Raw genomic sequence first — 18,636 nt, 5'->3', positions numbered from 1 at the left:
CGCTGTCAGAACCCGCGCTGTCAGAACGCCTCGCGCAGCTCCCGCTTGAGCACCTTGCCGCTGGCGTTCTTGGGCAGCGCGGTCACGAACTCCACCCGCTTGGGCGTCTTGAACGGCGCCAGCCGCTCCCGCAGGAAGGCGGTCAGCTCGGCGGAGGTGAGGCTCGCGCCGTCGCGCAGCACGACGGCGGCGGTGACGGCCTCGATCCACCGCTCGTCCGGCATCCCGAACACGGCCGCCTCGGCCACGGCGGGATGCTGGTAGATGGCCTCCTCGACCTCGCGGCTGGCGACGTTCTCGCCGCCCGACTTGATCATGTCCTTCTTCCGGTCGACGACCGACAGGTAGCCGTCGGCGTCCATCACGCCCAGGTCGCCGCTGTGGAACCAGCCGCCCCGGAACGCCTCGGCCGTCTTGTCCGGGTCGTTCCAGTAGCCGAGCATGGCGTGCGGGCTGCGGTGCACGATCTCGCCCACGACGCCGGGCGGCACGGGCTCGTCGTTGTCGTCGACGATCCGGGTCTCGACGTTGAGCGCGGGGCGGCCCGCCGAGCCGAGCCGGGTGAGCTGCTCGTCCGGCCCGAGGATGGTGGCGACGGGCGCCATCTCGGTCTGGCCGTAGAAGTTGAACAGCCGCACCTGGGGCAGCCGCGCGGCGATCTCCTTGAGCACCTCGACGGGCATGATGGAGGCGCCGTAGTAGCCCTTGCGCAGCGACGACAGGTCACGGCGGTCGAAGTCGGGGTGGCGCAGCAGCGCGATCCACACGGTCGGCGGGCAGAACAGCTTGGTGGCCCGCTCGCTCTCGATGGCGGCCAGGATCGCCGCCGGGTCGGCGCCGGGCAGCACGATGTTCGTGGCCCCGAGGTAGACGCCGGGCGTCAGGAAGCAGTGGAGCTGCGCGCAGTGGTAGAGCGGCAGCGCGTGCACCTCCACGTCGGCGGCGCTCATCTCGCCGTCGACGACGCAGGTCACGTACTGGGCGATGAGGCTGCGGCTCGACAGCGCCGCGCCCTTGGGCCGCGACTCGGTCCCGCTGGTGTACATGAGCTGGATGGGGTCGTCGTCGCCGATCTCCGCGGCCGGCTCGGTGTCGTCGGCGTGGGCGGCCCAGTCGTCGAACGGCTCCCACCCGCCGGCCCGCCCGATGACGCCGCGCACCGTGACGCGCTCGCCCGCCGCCCGGGCGGCCACCGGCGCCAGCGCCTCCTCCACGAGCATCCCGGTCGCGCCGGAGTGCTCCAGGATGTACGCGACCTCGTCGGCGCCGAGCATGAAGTTGATCGGCACGGAGACGGCGCCCAGCCGGGCGAGGGCGAAGTAGGCGACCACGAAGGCGTGGTGGTTGTGCGAGAACAGCGCGAACCGGTCGCCCTTGCCGACGCCGCGGGCGGCCAGCGCGTTGGCGGTGCGGTTGACCGTGCGGTCGAGGTCGGCGTAGCTCTGCCGCAGGTCTCCGAAGACGATCGCGGTCTTGCCGGGGAAGCGGGCGGCCGAGCGCCGCAACAGGTCACCGATGGCATGCTGGCGAGAGGTCATACCGGCACATCCTCACTAGGCCCGAACTATGTTCGGTGATCCTAACCCTCAGCGCGCCCGGACCTCACGCAGATCCTTGACCAGGATGCGGCAGACGTCCGGCACCTGCTCGACCCGCCCGTCGGCCCGGTAGACGCGGCGCGTGGTCCGGACGGGCGGATGGCCCCACTCCCGATACCCGAGCCGTCCGTACAGCGAGCCGGCGCGGTGGTTGTCGAGGTCGACGCCGAGCGCCACCCGCGCGTGCCCGAGGTCGCGCAGCCACCCTTCGGCGGCCTCGACGAGCCGGGTGCCGATCCGCCGGTTGCGATGCTCCGGCAGCACCTCCAGGTGCGTCAGCAGGGGCACGCCCGGCAGCCGGTCGCGCAGCTCCGGCTCCTCGGCCGAGCCGAGCCACAGGTACACGTCGCCGACCGGCGTGAAGGCGTGCCACGCCACCAGCAGCACCCCGTGCCCCGCCCGCTGCCGCCGGAGCTGGGCGGCGAAGTACGGCCCCTGCCCCAGAGCGCGGACGAGCGCGGAGAGATCCCCATCAGAAGCCACCCTGATCCGGACATGACGCATGACTTCCACGATCAGGGGACGAAACGCCCCATCACAAGCTCACACCGGCAATCTGTCAGATGACGACGAAGGATCGGGCCGGGCTTCGGCAACTTTCGGCAGCCTCAGTTGCAGGTGCGGCGGGGCGTGACCGGGCGCGGTGAGCGCGCGCAGCGCCTCGCGCACGGTCCGGGCCGGGCGCAGGCACGTGACGAAGTCGCGCCAGACCTTCAGGTCGGCCCGCCAGGCGTCGAGGTAGCCCAGGCACAGCTCGGGCGTGATGAGCGTGAGACGGCCCAGCGACGCCTTCAGCGCCTCCTCCATGCGCCGCCTCTCGCCGGGTTCGAGACCGGCGGCGGGGACGCGGTCGAGCACGCTGACGATGAAGCGGCGGCGCCTGGCCAGGAAGTCGACCCAGTGGGACCGGTGCGCGTCGGCGATCGTGCGGCCCTCGTCCAGCAGCCAGAAGACGCCTTCGGCGAGCACGTCGCCGAGCTCCTCGGTGCGGGCCCGGTCGGGGGTGCGGAACGGGTCGTAGCGGGCCTGGCGCACCTGGCCGGTGACGGCGAGCGGCCGCAGCCCGTCCGCTTCGAGGAGATAGAACCAGTCCTCGTTATAAATATCCGGAAAAAAGGCGATATTTCGGGTCGTCTCCACGGCGAGCGCCCCGCCCCCGACGAACGAGTCCTGCTTCCCGCCCACCGCCCGGTACGCATGGCACACCACGGAGTTGTCCGGGAACCCCCCGATGGACAGCCCCACGGCGGCGAACCGGTCGAGCAGCCCGGCGGCCCGCCGCAGGTCGTCAGGCGCGCTCACCTCGATGTCGTCGTCGAGGAAGACGATCCGCGCCCAGCCCAGCATCCGCGCCAGGGCCAGCGCCAGGTTGCGCTTGGCCGCCGTGTCGGTGCCCCGCCGGAAGATCCTCGGCAGCATCTGCGAGGTCTCGAAGCGGGGCAGCGTCAGCCCCTCGGCCCCGCCCACGTCGACGGCCACGACCTCCGCGCCGGGCGGCGCCATGGCCCGCACCTCGGCCGCCGAGGTCCACCTCCCGCTGCAGAGCGCGACCAGCGGGCAGCGCAGGTCCATCGACAGCCGCAGCGCGTGCGCCAGGTAGCGGCTGGGCCGTGCGGTCGGCACGACGACGGCGTCGATCCGGGCCGGTCCCACGGCCGCCCCCGGAGCCGGGAGCAGGTGCCTGTGGGAGCCGTGATGGTCCCCGGATCTCAGCGAAGGCTTCATGGATGGGCTTCACCGTTCGGGATGTGCGAGAAGGGATCGGAGCGGTCACTCCGGCCATTCGACGAGCCTCGACGCGGGGCTCGTCCAGTCGGGTGTGATCACCAGGTTGTTCAGGATGACGACGCGGCTCAGGATGGCGAACGAGGGGCTGTCGCCGAAGCGCTCGCGCAGGAACTCGGTGTTCCTGTCGCGGAAGACGCTGTCGGTGAGCGCCCGGACCACGCCCAGCGTGCCGCGCCCGTACATGCCGTTGCAGATCGTCAGCGTCCGCTCCTTGTTGAGCGGGCTGGGGCCCCGGTAGAACAGCGCGACGTCCTCCTCGAGCCGGCCGTCGGACAGCCGGGGGTGGAAGCGCTCGCTCCCGCTGTCGAAGTACGGGCCGTTCTCGCCCTTCCAGTCGTTGACCTGCTCGACGGGCAGGGAGAGCTGGTGGACGACGCCGGTCGTGATGTCGTTCCAGTCGACGCCGCCCAGGAGCACCAGGTGGGCGGTCAGGTCGTCGGGCTCCAGCTCGCGGGGCGTGCGGCGGCGCACCTCGCTGCCCGGGTTGCAGGCGCGGATGTGGCCGTGCAGCTCGAACAGGGCGTCGAGGTCGGCGTAGGTGTAGAGCTCGATGTAGTCGGGGTCCTCGGGCACGACGTAGGGCATGCGCGTTAACAGCTCCGGCGGCAGCCGGCCGCACACGAGCGTGATCTGCTGGCCGTCGTCGAACTGCCACGGGTTGCGCGTGGCGTGGAAGACCGTGTGGCCGGGCTCGCCGAGCGCGGCGGCGCGCAGCGTGAGCAGCTCGTGCAGCAGCTTCTCGCGCAGCCGCTGCTCCTCGGCGGTCAGCTCGTCCTCGCCGAGCCGGACGAGGTCGTCGCCGCGCAGCGAGCGGGGCGTGCAGAACAGGGCGGCGTAGACCTCCAGGCGGCCGGCCGGCGGGACCTTCGGCGCGGTGGAGGACTCCCACGAGGAGATGAGGGGGACGCTCACGTCGAGCGCGCGTGCCAGCTGGGGCTGGGTGACGCGGGTGCCCGGCCATTGCCGGGTGCGCAGCGAACGGAGCCGGCGTGCAAGGGCCGGACCGGAATCCGTCATGAGGACACCCCCCATCTGAACTTCAGTGTTTTCAGTAAACCTCTACTGATGCCCAGATGCGAGCACATTTTTCCTGTTCAGCGCCGGGTCGCGGATCGCAGGACAGTGGGAGGTCATTCTAGGCCAGGGGACCCTCACTCCGCACGGCGATTAGTGCGACTTTATCGGGGGAATGCAATCTTTAGGAGTTCGATGTAGATCTTCTGAAGGTTAACTGAAGTTTCTGCGAGGTCGTCCACGACCCCATCGGCGCTTCACACAACGGGACCCTACATGCTCGTCGCCACAGTCTTCCCCACCCCTGAGGGCATCGCGATGGCCAGCATGGTCTACGGCCTGCTCGCCATGCTCTCCGTCTGGACCCTGGTCTACGCCGTCCGGCAGATCAGGAAGGTCGTCACCACGCTGTTCCGCATGCTGCTCGTGCTGGTGTTCCTGGCCGCGCTCGGCCTGGCGGCCGTCGGGATCATCGGCCACGTCTGGCTCGCCTACGGGCTCGCCTGACCCGTCTCAGACGAGCCGGGCCAGCCGCCGGTAGGAGTCGAGCCGCTCCTCCAGGTCGTAGGTGTTCATCGTGACCATGACCTCGTCGGCCCCCGTGAGCTCGACGAGGTCGTGCAGCCGCATCGCCACCTCCCGGTCCGTGCCGTGGATCTGGCCCTTGCGCGCCTCCTCGAACAGCGCCCGCTCGCGCGCCGTCATCTCCAGCCGCATCACCGCGCCGGCCGGTTCGAGCGGCGGGAACGAGCCTTCGGTCCGCGAGCGCGCCGTCGCCCACGCCTCCGGCGCCTGAAGCAGCGCCGCCCGCTCGGCGCTCTCGCCGACCGCGACGTTCGCCGCCACCATCACGTACGGGCGCGCCGCCCAGGCCGAGGGGCGGAAGGCGGCGCGGTAGCGGCCGACCGACTCGCGCAGCTTCACGCCGCCCCCGCCGATCACCAGCGGCAGCCCGTGCCCGGCGGCCACGTCCGCGCCCGCCCCCATGGCCAGCACGAACGGCTGCGGGCGCAGCCCCTCGGCCGGCAGCGCGTGCACGCCCGGATGGACGTCCTGCTCGCCGGTGAAGAAGCCGAGCAGCTCCGCCAGCCGGTCGCCGAACGCGTCGGCGTCCTCCTTGCCGTGGCCGAGCGCCCGGCGGATGCCGCCGGTGAAGCCGACGGAGCGGCCCAGGCCCATGTCGATCCGGCCCGGGTACAGCGACTCCAGCACGCCGAACTGCTCGGCCACCACCAGCGGCCGGTGGTTCGGGAGCATCACGCCGCCGGTGCCGACCCGGATCCGGTCCGTGGCCGCCGCGACGGCCGCCGCCAGCACGGTGGGCGCCGAGCCGGCCACGCCGGGCACGCTGTGGTGCTCCGACACCCAGAACCGGTGGTAACCGAGCTCCTCGGCCTGCCGCGCGAACCGCACGGTCTCACGCAGCGCGGCCGAGGGGGAGTGCCCCTGCCGGACGAGGGAACGGTCGAGAATCGCGAGCCTGGTCATGTCAGGGTGCAACGCGGCCAGGCCGGAAATGTTCCTACTCGCCGGAGCCGCCGGTCCTGGTGTAGGCGCCGACCGACCAGCGGACCGGGCGGTTGGTGGTCTCGCCCCACGCCGCCACCTCGCCGGTGATCACCAGGCGCTCGCCCTCGGGCACCTCGACCTCGGTGAGCGCGGCCGGGTACGCGCCCGACTCCCACACGCCGCAGTTCGCGCCGCCCGCCGGCTCCTCGTCGCCCACCCGGTAGGTGAACCGCATCCGCCGCGCCAGCTCGCCCGAGCAGAGCTGGTCGAGCGCGACCTTGCGGCCGTGGCCCTCGATCTCCAGCCGGACGACGGAGTCGCGCGGCCACACCCCGGAGGTGGACCCGGCCAGCTTCCACCCCTCGAACCGGGCCGGGAACTCCTTGACGGGCGCGGGGTCGGCCGGCTCGGCGGGCGGCGTCCACTCGTACACGCCGAGCGTCCAGGCGGCGGGGACCGCCTCGTCGCAGGCCGTCATCCCCGGGCCGCACACGCCGCTGCGGGTGGCGTCGAAGGTGATCTCGACCTGCCCGTCACCCTGGGAGACCACCAGCGGCAGCAGCTCCATCCGGGACGAGCACGCCCCGATCCGGGCGGACGGCGAGGGTGCGCGGCCGACGTACACCATCGGGGTGTTGTCCGCGCGCCCCTCGCCGTCGCACGCCACCGCCACGTCGAGCGGCCTGCCGGTGACCGGGACGGTCAGCGTCTTCTTCTGCTCGCCGGACCGGCCGATCGAGGTGACCGCGAGCCGCCGGTAGGCGGCGCCGTCGGGCGCGGTGAAGGACTCCGGCAGCTCCGGCCCCGGGGCGGTGGCGGCCGTCGTCCGCCCGCCCGGCGTGACAGTGTCCGGGAGCGCGCCCGGAAGCACCGCCGCGCCGGCGGCGACGGCCGCGGCGACGGCCACCCCCGTTGTGATCCGCCTGCGCCGCCGGGTCCTGCTCACCCGGGCCCGCACCTGGGCGAGCCGGGCCGGGTTCGCCGGCGGCGGCCCGTCGGCGCGCTCGCGCAGCAGGTCACGCAGATCCTGTACGGTCATCCCCGCAGCTCCTTCACGATCGACTCGTCCACCCGCAGTGAGGCCAGCGCCTTGGCGGTCTGGCTCTTGACCGTCCCCGCCGCGCAGCCCATCAGCTGGGCCACCTCCGTCACCGCCAGGTCCTCGTAGAACCGCAGCACGATCACCGCCCGCTGCCGCGCCGGCAGCCGGCCCACCGCCCGCCACAGTTCCTCCCGGCCGTCGGCGGGCGGGTCGAGCACCGCCACGTCCGGGATCGTGTCGCTCGGCAGCTCCCTGCGCCACCTCCTGCGCCACCACGACGTGTACGTGGTCACCAGCACCCTGCGGACGTACGACTCCGGCTCGTCGATGCCCGGCCAGGCGGACCACGCCTTGGCCAGCGCCTCCTGCAGCAGGTCCTCGGCGGTGCCCCAGTCGTGGGTGAGCAGGTAGGCGGTGCGTAACAGCCGGTCGGACCTCGCGCTCACGAAGTCCTGAAACATGGCCCTGTCTGCCACCGGTGCGCCTCCCATCAGCTTGCTGACGGTACAGACGCATCGAGGCCTCGATCAGGTTGCCCCGGCGCGGCTCACGGTGAACGGCGACAGCTCGCCCAGCCCGCGCACCGACAGCCGGTCGACCGGCCGCAGCCGGAACGCCCGGTCGCCCTCAAGCTCCTCGGCCAGCTCCGGATCGGCCAGCATGGTGCCCGGCAGGGCCAGCGCGGTGAGCCTGCTGGCCAGGTTGACGGTGGTGCCGAACACGTCGCCCATCCGCCAGATGACCGGCCCGGCGGCCAGCCCCACCCGCAGCTCCGGCATGCCCTTGCCACGGGCGTGCTCCTCCAGCAGCCGCAGCCCGATCTCGGTCGCCACGTGCGCCTTGTCGGCCACGAACAGCACCGAGTCGCCCAGCGTCTTGACGACCCGGCCGCCGCACGAGGTGACGGCGTCGGCGGAGCGGCCCTCGAACCTGTCGATCAGCGCGGCCAGCTCCGTCTCGGTGATCTGCCGGCTCAGCCGGGTGAACCCGACCAGGTCCGCGAACCCGACGGCCAGCCGTACGGTGCTCATGTCCTGGACGGCGAGCCGCCCGGCGGCGGCGGCGAGCTGGCGCTGCCAGGAGTAGACCAGCAGCCGCGCCAGGTCGGGCACCACCCGCTCGGCCCGGCGCCGCCACGCCTTGGGCCGCTCGGCCAGCGGCACCCCGGCCTGGTCGAGCGCCTCGGCGCCGATCTCCGCCTGCGACTCGGCCAGCCGGGCGGCGGCCCGGCCGAGCGAGCGGGCGATCAGCAGCACGTGGTCCTCGTCGTAGACGCCGTCGCTGACCATGCCGAGCAGCGTCTTGAGCGCCACCACGTCCGACTCGGTGAACTCGACGGCGTCGTCGGCCACGTTGGCGAAGCCGAGCGCCCGCCAGAACCGCCGGGCCTTGTAGACCGGCACCCCGGCCATCTCGGCGACCTGGTGACTGGTGTAGCGCCGGGGCTCGCGCAGGAACGCCTCGGCCACCCCGTCCCCATCCTCCTCAGCCACGGAAGTCACACTACCCCGCCCCCCTACTCCAGCAGGGCCCGCAGAGCGGCCCGCTCGCCGGCCGGCACGTAGCCGACGTAGTAGTCGTACATCGTGCGCCGCGACAGCCGGGCGGCCAGCGGCCCGTCACCGGCCCGGACGGCGGCCAGCACCTCCTCGTGGTGGCGGATGCTCTGCAGCATCAGCGCCTCCCGGTCGTCCGAGCCCGCGATCTTCCCGGCGATCAGCCCGAGCACGATCGACCGGACCACGTCGGTGCAGATCTGGATGAGCTTGTTGCGGCTGGCCCGCGCCACCGCGTCGTGGAAGGCCACGTCGGCGGCGCTGAACGCGTCGTAGCCCGCCCCGACCGCCTCGCGCATCCGGCCGATCGCCGCGTCCATCTCGGCCAGCTCGGCGTCGGTGCGCAGCCGCGCCGCCAGCAGGTTGGCCGAGGCGTCCAGCACCATCCTGAACTGCACCAGCTCGCCCAGCGACAGCTCGTCGACCCGGGCGAGCGTGGTCATCGACTTGTGTAATGCGGCGGGGGAGAAGGGCAGCACCTCCGCCCCGTTGGGATCGCCGGGCCGCGACCTGACCAGGCCGCGCGACTGCAGCACCCGCAGCGCCTCGCGCACGGTGGACCGGCTGACGCCGAACTGCGCCATCAGCTCGCGCTCGCTCGGCAGCCGCGCGCCGGGCGGCAGTCCGCCGCTCTCGACGGCCTCCTCGATCTGCTCCACGATGCGCTCGTAGGCGCGTACGGTCCGCACCGGCTCGAAGCGTGGACCACCCATGTAAGCCCCCTTGACCCGAGCCGTCGCGGACTGGCAGTGTGCGTAGCCTACTGGTCAGACCAGTGCACTAGCCAGGAGGCTGAACAATGAGGCGAATCGGGACATGGATCGCCGTGGGCGGTCTCCTGCTGAGCGTAGCCGCCTGTGGCGGCGGGTCCGGCGGGTCCGGCGACGGCGGCACAGGCGGCACCGGCGGCGCCGGGGGCAAGGCCGGGGCGCTGTCGGTCGGGTTCGTGGCCGAGCCGGCCAACCTCGACTTCACCTCCACCGAGGGCGCGGCGATCCCGCAGGCGCTGCTGGTCAACGTCTACGAGGGCCTGGTCAAGCTCGACCAGGCCGGGCAGATCCAGCCGCTGCTCGCCGAGAAGTGGGACGTCTCCGACGACCGCAAGACCTACACCTTCACCCTGCGCAAGGGCGTCACCTTCACCAACGGCGCCCCGTTCACCGCCGACGACGTCGTCTTCTCGCTGGACCGGGTCAGGTCCGACTGGAAGCTCAAGATCAAGTCGCAGCTCGACATGGTCGAGGACGTGGAGAAGAAGGACGACGCCACCGCCGTCGTCACCCTCTCGCGGCCCAGCAACGGCTTCCTCTACACGATGGCCACCAGGCTCGGCGCCATGTTCAGCCGCACCGGCGTCGCCGACCTGGCCAACAAGCCCGTCGGCACCGGCCCCTACCAGCTCGGCGCCTGGCGGCGCGGCGACTCCATCCGCCTCGACGCCAACCCGAAGTACTGGGGCGCCAAGCCGCAGATCTCCACCGTGACGCTCAAGTACTTCAAGGACGCCACGGCCATGAACAACGCGCTGCTCACCGGCGGCATCGACGTCGTCTCCAGCGTCCAGGCGCCCGAGTCGCTGCAGCAGTTCGCCGACACCAACCGCTTCCAGACGATCGAGGGCACCACCAACGGCGAGGTCGTCCTGTCCATGAACAACGGCCGCCCGCCCTTCGACGACAAGAAGGTCCGCCAGGCCGTCCGCCACGCCATCGACCACCAGGCCCTGCTCGACACCGCCTGGGCCGGGCGCGGCCAGCTCATCGGCTCGATGGCCCCGCCCACCGACCCCTGGTACGAGGACCGCACCGGCGACTACCCCCACGACGTCGCCAAGGCCAAGGCGCTGCTCGGCGGCAAGACGTACGACGTGAAGATGCGCATCCCCAACCTGCCCTACGCCGTCGCCTCCGCGCAGGTGGTCAAGTCGCAGCTCGCCCAGGTGGGCATCAACGCCGAGATCGAGCCGCTGGAGTTCCCCGCCCGCTGGCTGGACGTGGTGTTCACCAAGGGCGACTACGACCTGTCGATCATCAACCACGTCGAACCACGCGACATGGGCATCTTCGCTGACAAGGACTACTACTTCCGCTACGACAACCCCGAGTACGGCAAGCTGCTCGCCTCCGCCGACACCGGCACCGAGCAGCAGCAGACCGACGACCTCAAGGCCGCCGCCGCGCTGCTGTCGCAGGACGCCGCCGCCGACTGGCTGTTCCTGTTCCCCAACCTGATCGTCGCCAAGAAGGGCGTCACCGGCCTGCCGGAGAACGCCATCTCCGAGTCCTTCGACTTCACCGGGCTCGCCAAGCAGTGATCCTCTACCTGCTGAAGCGCCTCGGCGTGTTCGTCGCGAGCGTCGCCGTGGCCGGGGTGCTGGTGTTCGCCTTCATGGCGGTGCTGCCCGGCGACCCGGCCGAGGTCGCGCTGGGCGTCAACGCGACGCCCGAGGCGGTGGCGGCGCTGCGCGCCGAGTTCGGCACCGACCGGCCCGCCGCGGCCCAGTTCGCCGACTGGTTCGGCGGGCTCGTCACCGGCGACTTCGGCACCTCGTACGTGACCAGCGCCCCGATCGGGCCGCAGATCGCCGAGCGGCTCAACGTCACGGTGGCGCTGGTGCTCGGCGGCATGGTCATCGCGCTGCTCATCGCCGTCCCGGCGGGCACGTTCGCCGCCGTGCACCACCGCAACCCGCTGGGCGCGGCCATCAGCGCCTTCTCCCAGGTCGGCATCGCGGTCCCGGCGTTCCTGGCGGGCATCCTGCTGGTGTTCGTGTTCGCGGTGAAGGCCCAGGCGCTGCCCTCCGGCGGCTACGTGCCGTTCGCCGACGACCCCGCCGAATGGCTGCGCAGCCTGCTGCTGCCGTGGCTGTCGCTCGGCCTCGTCCAGGGCGCCGTGCTCACCCGCTACGTCCGCTCCGCCGTGCTGGACGTGATGCGCGAGGACTACCTGCGCACCGCCCGCGCCAAGGGCCGGGGCCGGATGGGCGCGCTGTGGCGCCACGGGCTGCGCAACGCCTCCGTCCCCGTCGTCACCGTGCTCGGACTGCAACTGGCCACGCTGCTCATCGGCGCCGTCGTGGTCGAGCGGGTGTTCGTCATCCCCGGCCTCGGCGACCTGCTCCTCAACGGCGTCGCCGGCCGCGACCTGCTGCTCGTCCAGGGCGTCGTCATGGTGCTGGTAGCCGCCGTGCTGCTGATCAACTTCCTGGTGGACGTGGCCTACGCCGCGCTCGACCCGAGGCTGCGGGGGGCGCGATGAGAGGACGGCTCAACGCGAGCCTGGTCACCGGCGGCGTCCTCGTCGGGATCGTCGTGCTGGCCGCGCTGGTGTCGTTCGTGTGGACGCCGCACGACCCCACGCTCGTCGACGCCGCCGGCAAGCTGCGCGAGCCCGGCGACGGCTACCTGCTCGGCGCCGACAAGTTCGGCCGCGACACCTTCAGCCAGCTCATGGTCGGCGCCCGCACCACCCTCTACGTGGGCATCGTGGCCGTCGGCATCGCCGCGGCGATCGGCGTCCCGCTCGGCGTGATCGCCGGGATGACGCCGCTCGGCTGGCTGTCGGAGCTGATCATGCGGGTCAACGACCTCGTGTTCGCCTTCCCGGCGCTGCTCCTGGCCGTCATGCTCGGCGCAGTCTACGGGGCCGGCACGCTCACCGCGATGATCGCCATCGGCGTCGCCACCGTGCCCGCGTTCGCCCGCGTCGCCCGCGCCGCCACCCTCCAGGTCATGGTCACCGACTACATCCTGGCCGCGCGGGCCGCCGGCCGCCGCCGCGCCGCCGTCGCCTTCCGCCACGTGCTGCCCAACATCTCCTCCGTCCTCATCGTCCAGGCGTCGGTGTCGTTCGCGATCGCCATCCTGGCCGAGGCCGCGCTGTCGTTCCTCGGCTTCGGCACCCGGCCGCCCACCCCGTCGTGGGGCCGCATGCTCCAGGAGTCGCAGGAGCTGCTGTTCTCCACCCCCCGCCTGGCGCTGTGGCCCGGCCTGGCCATCGCGCTGGCCGTGCTCGGCTTCAACCTGCTCGGCGACGGGCTGCGCGACTACCTCGACCCCAAGCTCAGGAGGATCCGTGCTGAGCGTTGAGGGCCTCACCGTCGCCGCCGACGGCGTCGAGCTCGTCCACGACGTGTCGTTCACCATCGCCCCCGGCGAACGCGTCGGCCTCATCGGCGAGTCCGGCTCCGGCAAGTCCCTGACCGCCCTGTCGCTCATGGGCCTGCTCCCCGAGGGCGTCACCGCCACCGGCGCCGCCCGGCTGCACGACCGCGACCTCGTCGGCGTCCCCGAGAAACGCCTGAAGGACCTGCGCGGCAGCGAGCTGGCCATGGTCTTCCAGGAGCCGATGACCGCGCTCAACCCGCTCATGCGCGTCGGCGCCCAGGTCGCCGAGGTCATGACCCTGCACGGCGTCCCCCGCGACCGGGCCCGCGCCCGCGCCGCCGAGCTCCTCGGCCGCGTCCGCCTGCCCCACCCCGAGCAGGTCGCCCGCGCCTACCCCCACCAGCTCTCCGGCGGCCAGCGCCAGCGCGTCATGCTCGCCATCGCCCTCGCCAACGGCCCCGACCTGCTCATCTGCGACGAGCCCACCACCGCGCTCGACGTGACCGTGCAGAAGCAGATGCTCGACCTCATCGCCGAGGTCGCCCCCGCGCTGCTGTTCATCACCCACGACCTGGCCGTCGTCGCCTCCGTCTGCGAGCGCGTCCTGGTCATGTACGGGGGCCGCGTCGTCGAGAGCGGTCCCATCCGCGAGGTCTTCACCCGGCCCCGCCACCGCTACACCGAGGGCCTGCTGGCCGCCTCGAAACTCACCCCGCGCGGCACCCGGCTGCCCACCATCGCCGGCAGCGTCCCGGCCGCCGGGACGTTCCCCGGCGGATGCGTCTTCCGCAACCGCTGCCCGCACGCCGACACCACCTGCGAGCAAGCACCGGCGCTGACAGGAGAGGGCCATGCCCACGCATGCTGGCACCCCGCTGATCGAGGCTAGCGGCCTCACCCGCGTCTACCACCGCCCGCGCACCTCGCTCACCAGGCCGGGCGAGCCCGTCCACGCGCTGCGCGGCGTGTCGCTGACCATCCGCAAGGGCGAGCGCTTCGGCATCGTCGGCGAGTCCGGCAGCGGCAAGTCGACGCTGCTGCGCCTGCTGTGCGCGCTCGACCGGCCCACCGCCGGATCCATCCGCTTCGACGGCCGCGAGATCACCGGCCTGCCCGAACGCCGGCTCCGCTTCCTGCGCCACAGCCTGCAGATCGTCTTTCAGGACCCGATGAGCTCGCTCGACCCGCGCATGCGCGTCCGCGACCTGGTCGCCGAACCCCTCGTCGCCCTCGGCGAGCCCGTCGGCGACCGCGTCACCGAACTGCTCGACGCCGTCGGCCTGCCCGCCACCGCCGCCGGCCGCTACCCGCACCAGTTCTCCGGCGGCCAGCGCCAGCGCATCGCCATCGCCCGCGCCCTGGCCCCCCGCCCCAAGGTGCTCGTCGCCGACGAGCCCGTCAGCGCCCTCGACGTCTCCGTCCGCGGGCAGATCCTCAACCTGCTGGCCGATCTCGTCGACGAGCTCGGCCTCACCCTGGTCTTCGTCTCGCACGACCTGTCCGTCGTCCGGCACGTGTGCGAGACGGTCGCCGTCATGAACGACGGCGAGATCGTGGAGACGGGCGCCGTGGACGACGTCTGGGCCGAGCCCCGCCACGCCTACACGCGCACGCTGCTGCAGGCCGTACCGACCTTGGAGGGGTTTCGTTGATCGAGGTAGACGCCCGCGGAGTCGTCGAGTTCACCCAGGCGCTCGTCCGGATCCCGAGCACCAACGACCCGGCGCGCGGCCGCAGCGAGCAGCCCGCCGCCGACCTCGTCGCCGCCAAGATGCGCGAATGGGGCTGGGAGCCCAGCGTGTACGAGGCCGCGCCCGGCAGGCCCAACGTGGTGGCCGTCGTCGAGGGCGGCGGCGGTGACGGGCCGACGCTGATGTTCGAGGGCCACACCGACGTGGTCACCGAGGGCGACCTGTCGGAGTGGACCGTCGACCCGTTCGGCGGCGAGATCCGCGACGGCAAGCTGTGGGGACGCGGCAGCGCCGACATGAAGTCCGGCCTGGCCGCCACCCTCTACGCCACCCGCGCGCTCCAGCTCGCCGGGCCGTTCCCCGGCCGGATCAAGGTGTGCGCGCTCGCCGACGAGGAGGGCCTCATGCTCGGCGCCCACCACTTCGTCGCCGAAGGGCTCGCCGCCGGCGTCGACGGCGCCATCGTCGCCGAGCCCGAGGCCGGCGAGATCTGCGCCGTCGCCAAGGGCGCGCTGCGGCTGCGCGTCGACCTCACCGGCAAGATGGCGCACGGCGCGATGCCGCAGCACGGCCGCAACCCCATCGAGGCCGTCGGCGACCTCCTCACCGCGCTGCGCGACCTCCAGGCCGAGCTCCAGCGCCGTCACCCCGCCCACGAGCACCTCGGCGAGGTGTACGTCACGCCCACCGTGGTCCGGGCCGGCACCGAGGAACAGGTCAACGTCATCCCCGCGACCGCCTCCGTCTTCGTCGACGTGCGCACCGTGCCCGGCGTCTCCCACGACGACGTCGCGGCCCGCGTCGCCACGCTGGCCGCCCGCGACGGCATCACCGCCGACGTGGCCGTCCTCGTCGACCGGCCGCCCGTCGACGTGCCCGTCACCACCCCCGTCGTCGCCGCGCTCGCCGCCGCCCACCGCGACGTCACCGGCGCCGAGCCGGTCTACGGCGGCGTCCCCGGCTCCACCGACGGCACCGTACTCACCCACTGGGGCGGCATCCCGTCCGTCGTGTACGGGCCCGGCGGCAAGTGGATCGCCCACCAGGCCGACGAGCACGTCTCCGTCGACGAGATCGTCCGGTGCACCCGGGTGTTCGCCGAGGCCGCCCGCCGCTTCCTCACCGGGACCCTCACGTGAGACCCGGCCCCGCCAACGCCCTCACCGACGTCCCCGGCCTGCGCGTCGGCCATGCCCACCGCGTCGGCGACGGCTACCGCACCGGCACCACCGTCATCCTCGCCCCGCCGGGCGGCATGGTCGCCGGCGTCGACGTGCGCGGCGCCGCCCCCGGCACCCGCGAGACCGAACTGCTCGACCCGCGCAACCTCGTCGAACGCGTCCACGCCGTCGTCCTGTCGGGCGGCAGCGCGTACGGGCTGAGCGCCGCCTGCGGCGTCATGGACCGCCTCGCGGACGCCGGCGTGGGCTTCCCCGTCGACGGCGGCGTCGTGCCCATCGTCCCGGCCGCCGTCATCTACGACCTAGGCCGGGGCGGCGCCTTCCGCGCGACCCCGGACGCCGCCTTCGGCCACGCCGCCTGCGACGCCGCCCTGCCCTCGACGGGACGCGGCGCCGCAGGTGAGACGCCCGCCGCCGGGTCGGTCGGGGCGGGGGCCGGGGCGGTGGCGGGCGGGCTGGCCGGGGGCGTGGGGATGGCGAGCGCCGTCCTGGACGCCGGGGTGACCGTGGCCGCGCTGGTGGTGGTGAACGCCGCCGGGTCGGTGCTGGACCCGGGCGGCGGGGTGCTGTCGGGCACCCGCTACGGGCTGCCGGGCGAGTTCGATCACCTGGGACCGCCGTCGCCGCGGGACGTGGCCGCCTGGGAGCAGGCGAAGGTCACGTCGCTCAACACCACCATCGGCGTCGTCGCCACCGACGCGACGCTGACCAAGGCGCAGTGCGGCAAGCTGGCCGGGGTGGCGCACGACGGCCTGGCGAGGGCGATCCGCCCGGCGCACACGATGGTCGACGGCGACACCGTCTTCGGCCTGGCGACCTGCGCGCGGCCCGCCCCGGGCGCGGAGCCGGAGGTGTTCGGGACGGGCGAGGCGCACCTGCACGACCTGCTGTCGGCCGGGGCGGACGTGTTCAGCCGGGCCGTCGCGCACGCGATCCTGGCGGCGACGGGCCGCGAGGGCGCCCCGGCGTACCTGGACGCGTTCCCGAGCGCGCTGCGATGAGCGATCAATTGGGGGAAATGAAATGACATTTCAGGCGGAGTGGCCCGCCGGGCTGCCGGTCGGCGACGGCTGGGTGGAAGCCCCGGCCACCTCGGACGTGATCTTCCCGTACGACGGCTCGGTCGTGACCCGCGCGCCCGTCGGCGACGCCGCGCTCGCGGCCCGCGCGGTGGACGAGGCGCTGGCCGTGGCCCCCATCATGGCGGCGCTCCCGTCGCACGCCCGCCGTGCCGCGCTGACGGCCGCGCACGACGCGCTGCGTGAGCGGCGCGAGGAGTTCGAGCGCCTGCTCGTCCTGGAGACCGGCAAGCCGCTGGCCGACTGCAAGGTCGAGGTCGCGCGCACCGTCGTCACCCTGGCCACGGCCGCCGAGGAGGTGGCCAGGCTGCACGGCGAGACGGTGCCGCTCGACCTGCTCCCGTCGGGCGAGGGCCTGATCGGGTTCTGGACGCGGCGGCCGATCGGCGTCGTCGTCGGCATCACCGGCTTCAACTACCCGCTCCTGCTGGCCGCCCACAAGATCGCGCCCGCGGTCGCGGCGGGCTGCCCGGTGATCGTCAAGCCCGCCCCCGCCACCCCGCTGGCCACGCTCTGGCTCGTTCACCTGCTGCGCTCCTCCGGCGCGCTGCCGCCCGCCGCCGTCCAGCTCGTCACCGGAGACGTCGAGGTCGGCCGCACGCTCGTGGAGGACCGGCGGATCGGCGCGGTGTCGTTCACCGGCTCGGCCGCCGCCGGGCACGCCATCGCCCGCGCCGCCGCCCCCACCAAGGTCCTGCTCGAACTCGGCTCCAACGCCGCCCTCGTCGTCGCCGCCGACGCCGACCTGGAGGCCGCCGCCGACGCCGTGGTGCGCGGCGGCTACTACGCCTCCGGCCAGGCGTGCATCTCCGTCCAGCGGGTGCTCGTCGAGGAGGCCGCGCACGAGCAGTTCCTGACGCTGCTGGCCGAGCGGATGAAGGACGTGACCGTGGGCGACCCGCGCTCACCGCACACCCGCGTCGCGCCGCTCATCGACCCGGCCGCCACCGACCGGGTGCTCGACCGGATCGGCGCGTCCGGCGCCCGCGTCGTGACGGGCGGCGTCCGCGACGGCCGCGCCATCGCGCCCACCGTGCTCACCGGCGTCCCGGAGGGGGCCGAGGTGTGGGACGAGGAGATCTTCGGCCCCGTCGTGTGCGTCCGCCCGGTGCCGGACCTCGACGCCGCCTTCGACGCCGTCAACGCCTCCCGGTACGGCCTGCACGCCTCCGTCTACACCCGCTCGCTGGCCACCGCGTTCGCCGCGATCGAGCGCATCGACGCCGGGGGAGTGGTGGTCAACGAGGTGCCGGGCTTCCGGGCGGACAACATGCCGTACGGCGGCGTCAAGGACTCCGGCGCGGGCCGCGAGGGGCCCCGCTTCGCCATCGAGGAGCTGACCGTCACCCGGATGGCCATCATCCGCCCGTCCTGACAGCCACCTGACAGCGGCCCGGCAGGCCCCGGCCGCACGCTGGGCCGCATGATGTTCATCGAACTCTTCGTCCCCAAAGGCGTCCTCGACTCCGACCGCCGCCTCGTCGCCGAACGCCTCGGCTCCCTCCACGAGCTGACCGGGGGAGGCGAGCTGATCGGCGACGGGACCGCCGAGGTGTTCCGGTCCATGTTCCAGGTGGTCGTGCACGAACCGGACGTGTGGGTGGCCGCCGGACGCGCCCTCGGCCCCGCCGACCGGCCCCGCTACCTGGTCCGCGTGTACGTTCCCGGCCCCTGGCGCAAGGACATGAGCGAGGCGGTGGTCTCGTACGCGACCAAGGTCCTCAGGGAGTCCGACGGCCGGGACCCGGACGTGCAGGTACACGTGCTGGGCGTGCCCGAGGGCGGCATCGGCCTCAACGGGCGCGCCACCACGTCCGAGGGCATCGTGGAACTCCTGAACGCGCCGGTCGAAACCGACCTCGCCGAGGGCCGCGCCGCCCGCGACCCGATGTGCGGCGTGATCGTGCCCCTGGACGACGACGCGGTCACGCTGGAGGAGGACGGCGTCCTGCACGCCTTCTGCTGCTCCGGCTGCCGCGACGCCTACGTCGCCAGGCGCGCCAGGCAGGCCGCCCGCTCCTGACGCGCCTCACACCGCCCGCAGGGCGGCGAGCGCGGCCGCCCGGTCCAGG

General features: G+C 73.1%; 19 protein-coding genes. 10 read left to right on the top strand and 9 right to left on the bottom strand.

Annotated features, from left to right (window positions below):
• Positions 1-20: 20 nt before the first annotated feature.
• Genes KME80_RS31185 through KME80_RS31170 form a run of 4 tightly spaced genes read right to left on the bottom strand, consistent with a single transcriptional unit; the run spans position 21 to position 4,403 of the window.
• Positions 21-1,538 (bottom strand): acyl-CoA synthetase, encoded by a 1,518-nt coding sequence (locus KME80_RS31185; protein ID WP_219510037.1) that lies wholly within the window; start codon positions 1,536-1,538, stop codon positions 21-23.
• A 48-nt stretch (positions 1,539-1,586) separates the two neighbouring features.
• The gene (locus tag KME80_RS31180) at positions 1,587-2,102 is read right to left on the bottom strand and encodes a GNAT family N-acetyltransferase (RefSeq protein WP_219510036.1); all 516 of its coding nucleotides are present in this window, start codon (positions 2,100-2,102) and stop codon (positions 1,587-1,589) included.
• Between the two features lie 39 nt (positions 2,103-2,141).
• Positions 2,142-3,323, bottom strand: coding sequence for a hypothetical protein (locus KME80_RS31175; RefSeq protein ID WP_219510035.1), 1,182 nt, complete (start codon positions 3,321-3,323; stop codon positions 2,142-2,144).
• Positions 3,324-3,368: 45 nt separating this feature from the next.
• Complete coding sequence (locus tag KME80_RS31170; protein ID WP_219510033.1) at positions 3,369-4,403, bottom strand: helix-turn-helix domain-containing protein; 1,035 nt, start codon at positions 4,401-4,403, stop codon at positions 3,369-3,371.
• 273 nt (positions 4,404-4,676) lie between these two features.
• Between KME80_RS31170 and KME80_RS31165 the strand changes: the two genes are divergently transcribed.
• Positions 4,677-4,907, top strand: coding sequence for a hypothetical protein (locus KME80_RS31165; RefSeq protein ID WP_219510032.1), 231 nt, complete (start codon positions 4,677-4,679; stop codon positions 4,905-4,907).
• A 6-nt stretch (positions 4,908-4,913) separates the two neighbouring features.
• Here KME80_RS31165 and KME80_RS31160 read toward each other — a convergent pair whose 3' ends face one another.
• The 5 genes from KME80_RS31160 to KME80_RS31140 form a co-directional block, all read right to left on the bottom strand.
• Positions 4,914-5,888, bottom strand: a complete 975-nt coding sequence (locus KME80_RS31160) for an LLM class flavin-dependent oxidoreductase (RefSeq protein ID WP_219510030.1) — start codon at positions 5,886-5,888, stop codon at positions 4,914-4,916.
• Between the two features lie 34 nt (positions 5,889-5,922).
• A complete protein-coding gene (locus KME80_RS31155; RefSeq protein ID WP_219510029.1) occupies positions 5,923-6,948 on the bottom strand; it encodes a hypothetical protein in 1,026 nt (341 codons plus the stop codon).
• Positions 6,945-7,412, bottom strand: coding sequence for a SigE family RNA polymerase sigma factor (locus tag KME80_RS31150; protein WP_219510073.1), 468 nt, complete (start codon positions 7,410-7,412; stop codon positions 6,945-6,947). Before KME80_RS31150 ends, KME80_RS31155 begins: the two co-directional genes overlap by 4 nt.
• A gap of 66 nt (positions 7,413-7,478) precedes the next feature.
• A complete protein-coding gene (locus tag KME80_RS31145) occupies positions 7,479-8,444 on the bottom strand; it encodes an adenylate/guanylate cyclase domain-containing protein (protein ID WP_308125997.1) in 966 nt (321 codons plus the stop codon).
• 23 nt (positions 8,445-8,467) lie between these two features.
• The gene (locus KME80_RS31140; RefSeq protein ID WP_219510028.1) at positions 8,468-9,220 is read right to left on the bottom strand and encodes a FadR/GntR family transcriptional regulator; all 753 of its coding nucleotides are present in this window, start codon (positions 9,218-9,220) and stop codon (positions 8,468-8,470) included.
• 86 nt (positions 9,221-9,306) lie between these two features.
• Here KME80_RS31140 and KME80_RS31135 point away from each other — a divergent pair, with 86 nt between their 5' ends.
• Genes KME80_RS31135 through KME80_RS31095 form a run of 9 tightly spaced genes read left to right on the top strand, consistent with a single transcriptional unit; the run spans position 9,307 to position 18,587 of the window.
• Complete coding sequence (locus KME80_RS31135) at positions 9,307-10,821, top strand: ABC transporter substrate-binding protein (RefSeq protein ID WP_219510027.1); 1,515 nt, start codon at positions 9,307-9,309, stop codon at positions 10,819-10,821.
• Positions 10,818-11,765 (top strand): ABC transporter permease, encoded by a 948-nt coding sequence (locus KME80_RS31130; RefSeq protein WP_219510026.1) that lies wholly within the window; start codon positions 10,818-10,820, stop codon positions 11,763-11,765. Before KME80_RS31135 ends, KME80_RS31130 begins: the two co-directional genes overlap by 4 nt.
• Complete coding sequence (locus KME80_RS31125) at positions 11,762-12,595, top strand: ABC transporter permease (RefSeq protein ID WP_219510025.1); 834 nt, start codon at positions 11,762-11,764, stop codon at positions 12,593-12,595. The genes KME80_RS31130 and KME80_RS31125 overlap by 4 nt, the downstream gene beginning before the upstream one ends.
• Positions 12,582-13,502, top strand: coding sequence for an ABC transporter ATP-binding protein (locus KME80_RS31120; RefSeq protein WP_219510024.1), 921 nt, complete (start codon positions 12,582-12,584; stop codon positions 13,500-13,502). The genes KME80_RS31125 and KME80_RS31120 overlap by 14 nt, the downstream gene beginning before the upstream one ends.
• Positions 13,465-14,265: an ATP-binding cassette domain-containing protein gene (locus KME80_RS31115; protein WP_219510022.1), complete on the top strand. Its 801-nt coding sequence runs from the start codon at positions 13,465-13,467 to the stop codon at positions 14,263-14,265. The genes KME80_RS31120 and KME80_RS31115 overlap by 38 nt, the downstream gene beginning before the upstream one ends.
• Positions 14,262-15,443, top strand: coding sequence for a M20 family metallopeptidase (locus KME80_RS31110; RefSeq protein ID WP_246646062.1), 1,182 nt, complete (start codon positions 14,262-14,264; stop codon positions 15,441-15,443). The genes KME80_RS31115 and KME80_RS31110 overlap by 4 nt, the downstream gene beginning before the upstream one ends.
• Entirely contained in the window at positions 15,440-16,486 is a 1,047-nt protein-coding gene (locus KME80_RS31105; protein WP_219510020.1) for a P1 family peptidase, read from the top strand. Before KME80_RS31110 ends, KME80_RS31105 begins: the two co-directional genes overlap by 4 nt.
• Before the next feature lie 22 nt (positions 16,487-16,508).
• Entirely contained in the window at positions 16,509-17,939 is a 1,431-nt protein-coding gene (locus tag KME80_RS31100; RefSeq protein WP_219510018.1) for an aldehyde dehydrogenase family protein, read from the top strand.
• A gap of 48 nt (positions 17,940-17,987) precedes the next feature.
• Entirely contained in the window at positions 17,988-18,587 is a 600-nt protein-coding gene (locus KME80_RS31095) for a YHS domain protein (RefSeq protein WP_219510017.1), read from the top strand.
• The last annotated feature ends 49 nt before the right edge of the window (positions 18,588-18,636 follow it).

It is taken from the genome of Nonomuraea ceibae, from assembly GCF_019396325.1.
Classification (GTDB): domain Bacteria; phylum Actinomycetota; class Actinomycetes; order Streptosporangiales; family Streptosporangiaceae; genus Nonomuraea; species Nonomuraea ceibae.
Note: the sequence above shows the minus strand (reverse complement) of the source record. Positions and strands in the feature narration are given on the sequence as shown.

Coding starts and splice junctions, on each gene's coding strand:
- KME80_RS31140 (WP_219510028.1), bottom strand. CDS start 9,220: ATGGGTGGTCCACGCTTCGAGCCGGTGCGGACCGTACGCGCCTACGAG.
- KME80_RS31150 (WP_219510073.1), bottom strand. CDS start 7,412: ATGTTTCAGGACTTCGTGAGCGCGAGGTCCGACCGGCTGTTACGCACC.
- KME80_RS31135 (WP_219510027.1), top strand. CDS start 9,307: ATGAGGCGAATCGGGACATGGATCGCCGTGGGCGGTCTCCTGCTGAGC.
- KME80_RS31160 (WP_219510030.1), bottom strand. CDS start 5,888: ATGACCAGGCTCGCGATTCTCGACCGTTCCCTCGTCCGGCAGGGGCAC.
- KME80_RS31170 (WP_219510033.1), bottom strand. CDS start 4,403: ATGACGGATTCCGGTCCGGCCCTTGCACGCCGGCTCCGTTCGCTGCGC.
- KME80_RS31115 (WP_219510022.1), top strand. CDS start 13,465: ATGCCCACGCATGCTGGCACCCCGCTGATCGAGGCTAGCGGCCTCACC.
- KME80_RS31180 (WP_219510036.1), bottom strand. CDS start 2,102: ATGCGTCATGTCCGGATCAGGGTGGCTTCTGATGGGGATCTCTCCGCG.
- KME80_RS31165 (WP_219510032.1), top strand. CDS start 4,677: ATGCTCGTCGCCACAGTCTTCCCCACCCCTGAGGGCATCGCGATGGCC.
- KME80_RS31175 (WP_219510035.1), bottom strand. CDS start 3,323: ATGAAGCCTTCGCTGAGATCCGGGGACCATCACGGCTCCCACAGGCAC.
- KME80_RS31125 (WP_219510025.1), top strand. CDS start 11,762: ATGAGAGGACGGCTCAACGCGAGCCTGGTCACCGGCGGCGTCCTCGTC.
- KME80_RS31100 (WP_219510018.1), top strand. CDS start 16,509: ATGACATTTCAGGCGGAGTGGCCCGCCGGGCTGCCGGTCGGCGACGGC.
- KME80_RS31185 (WP_219510037.1), bottom strand. CDS start 1,538: ATGACCTCTCGCCAGCATGCCATCGGTGACCTGTTGCGGCGCTCGGCC.
- KME80_RS31155 (WP_219510029.1), bottom strand. CDS start 6,948: ATGACCGTACAGGATCTGCGTGACCTGCTGCGCGAGCGCGCCGACGGG.
- KME80_RS31095 (WP_219510017.1), top strand. CDS start 17,988: ATGATGTTCATCGAACTCTTCGTCCCCAAAGGCGTCCTCGACTCCGAC.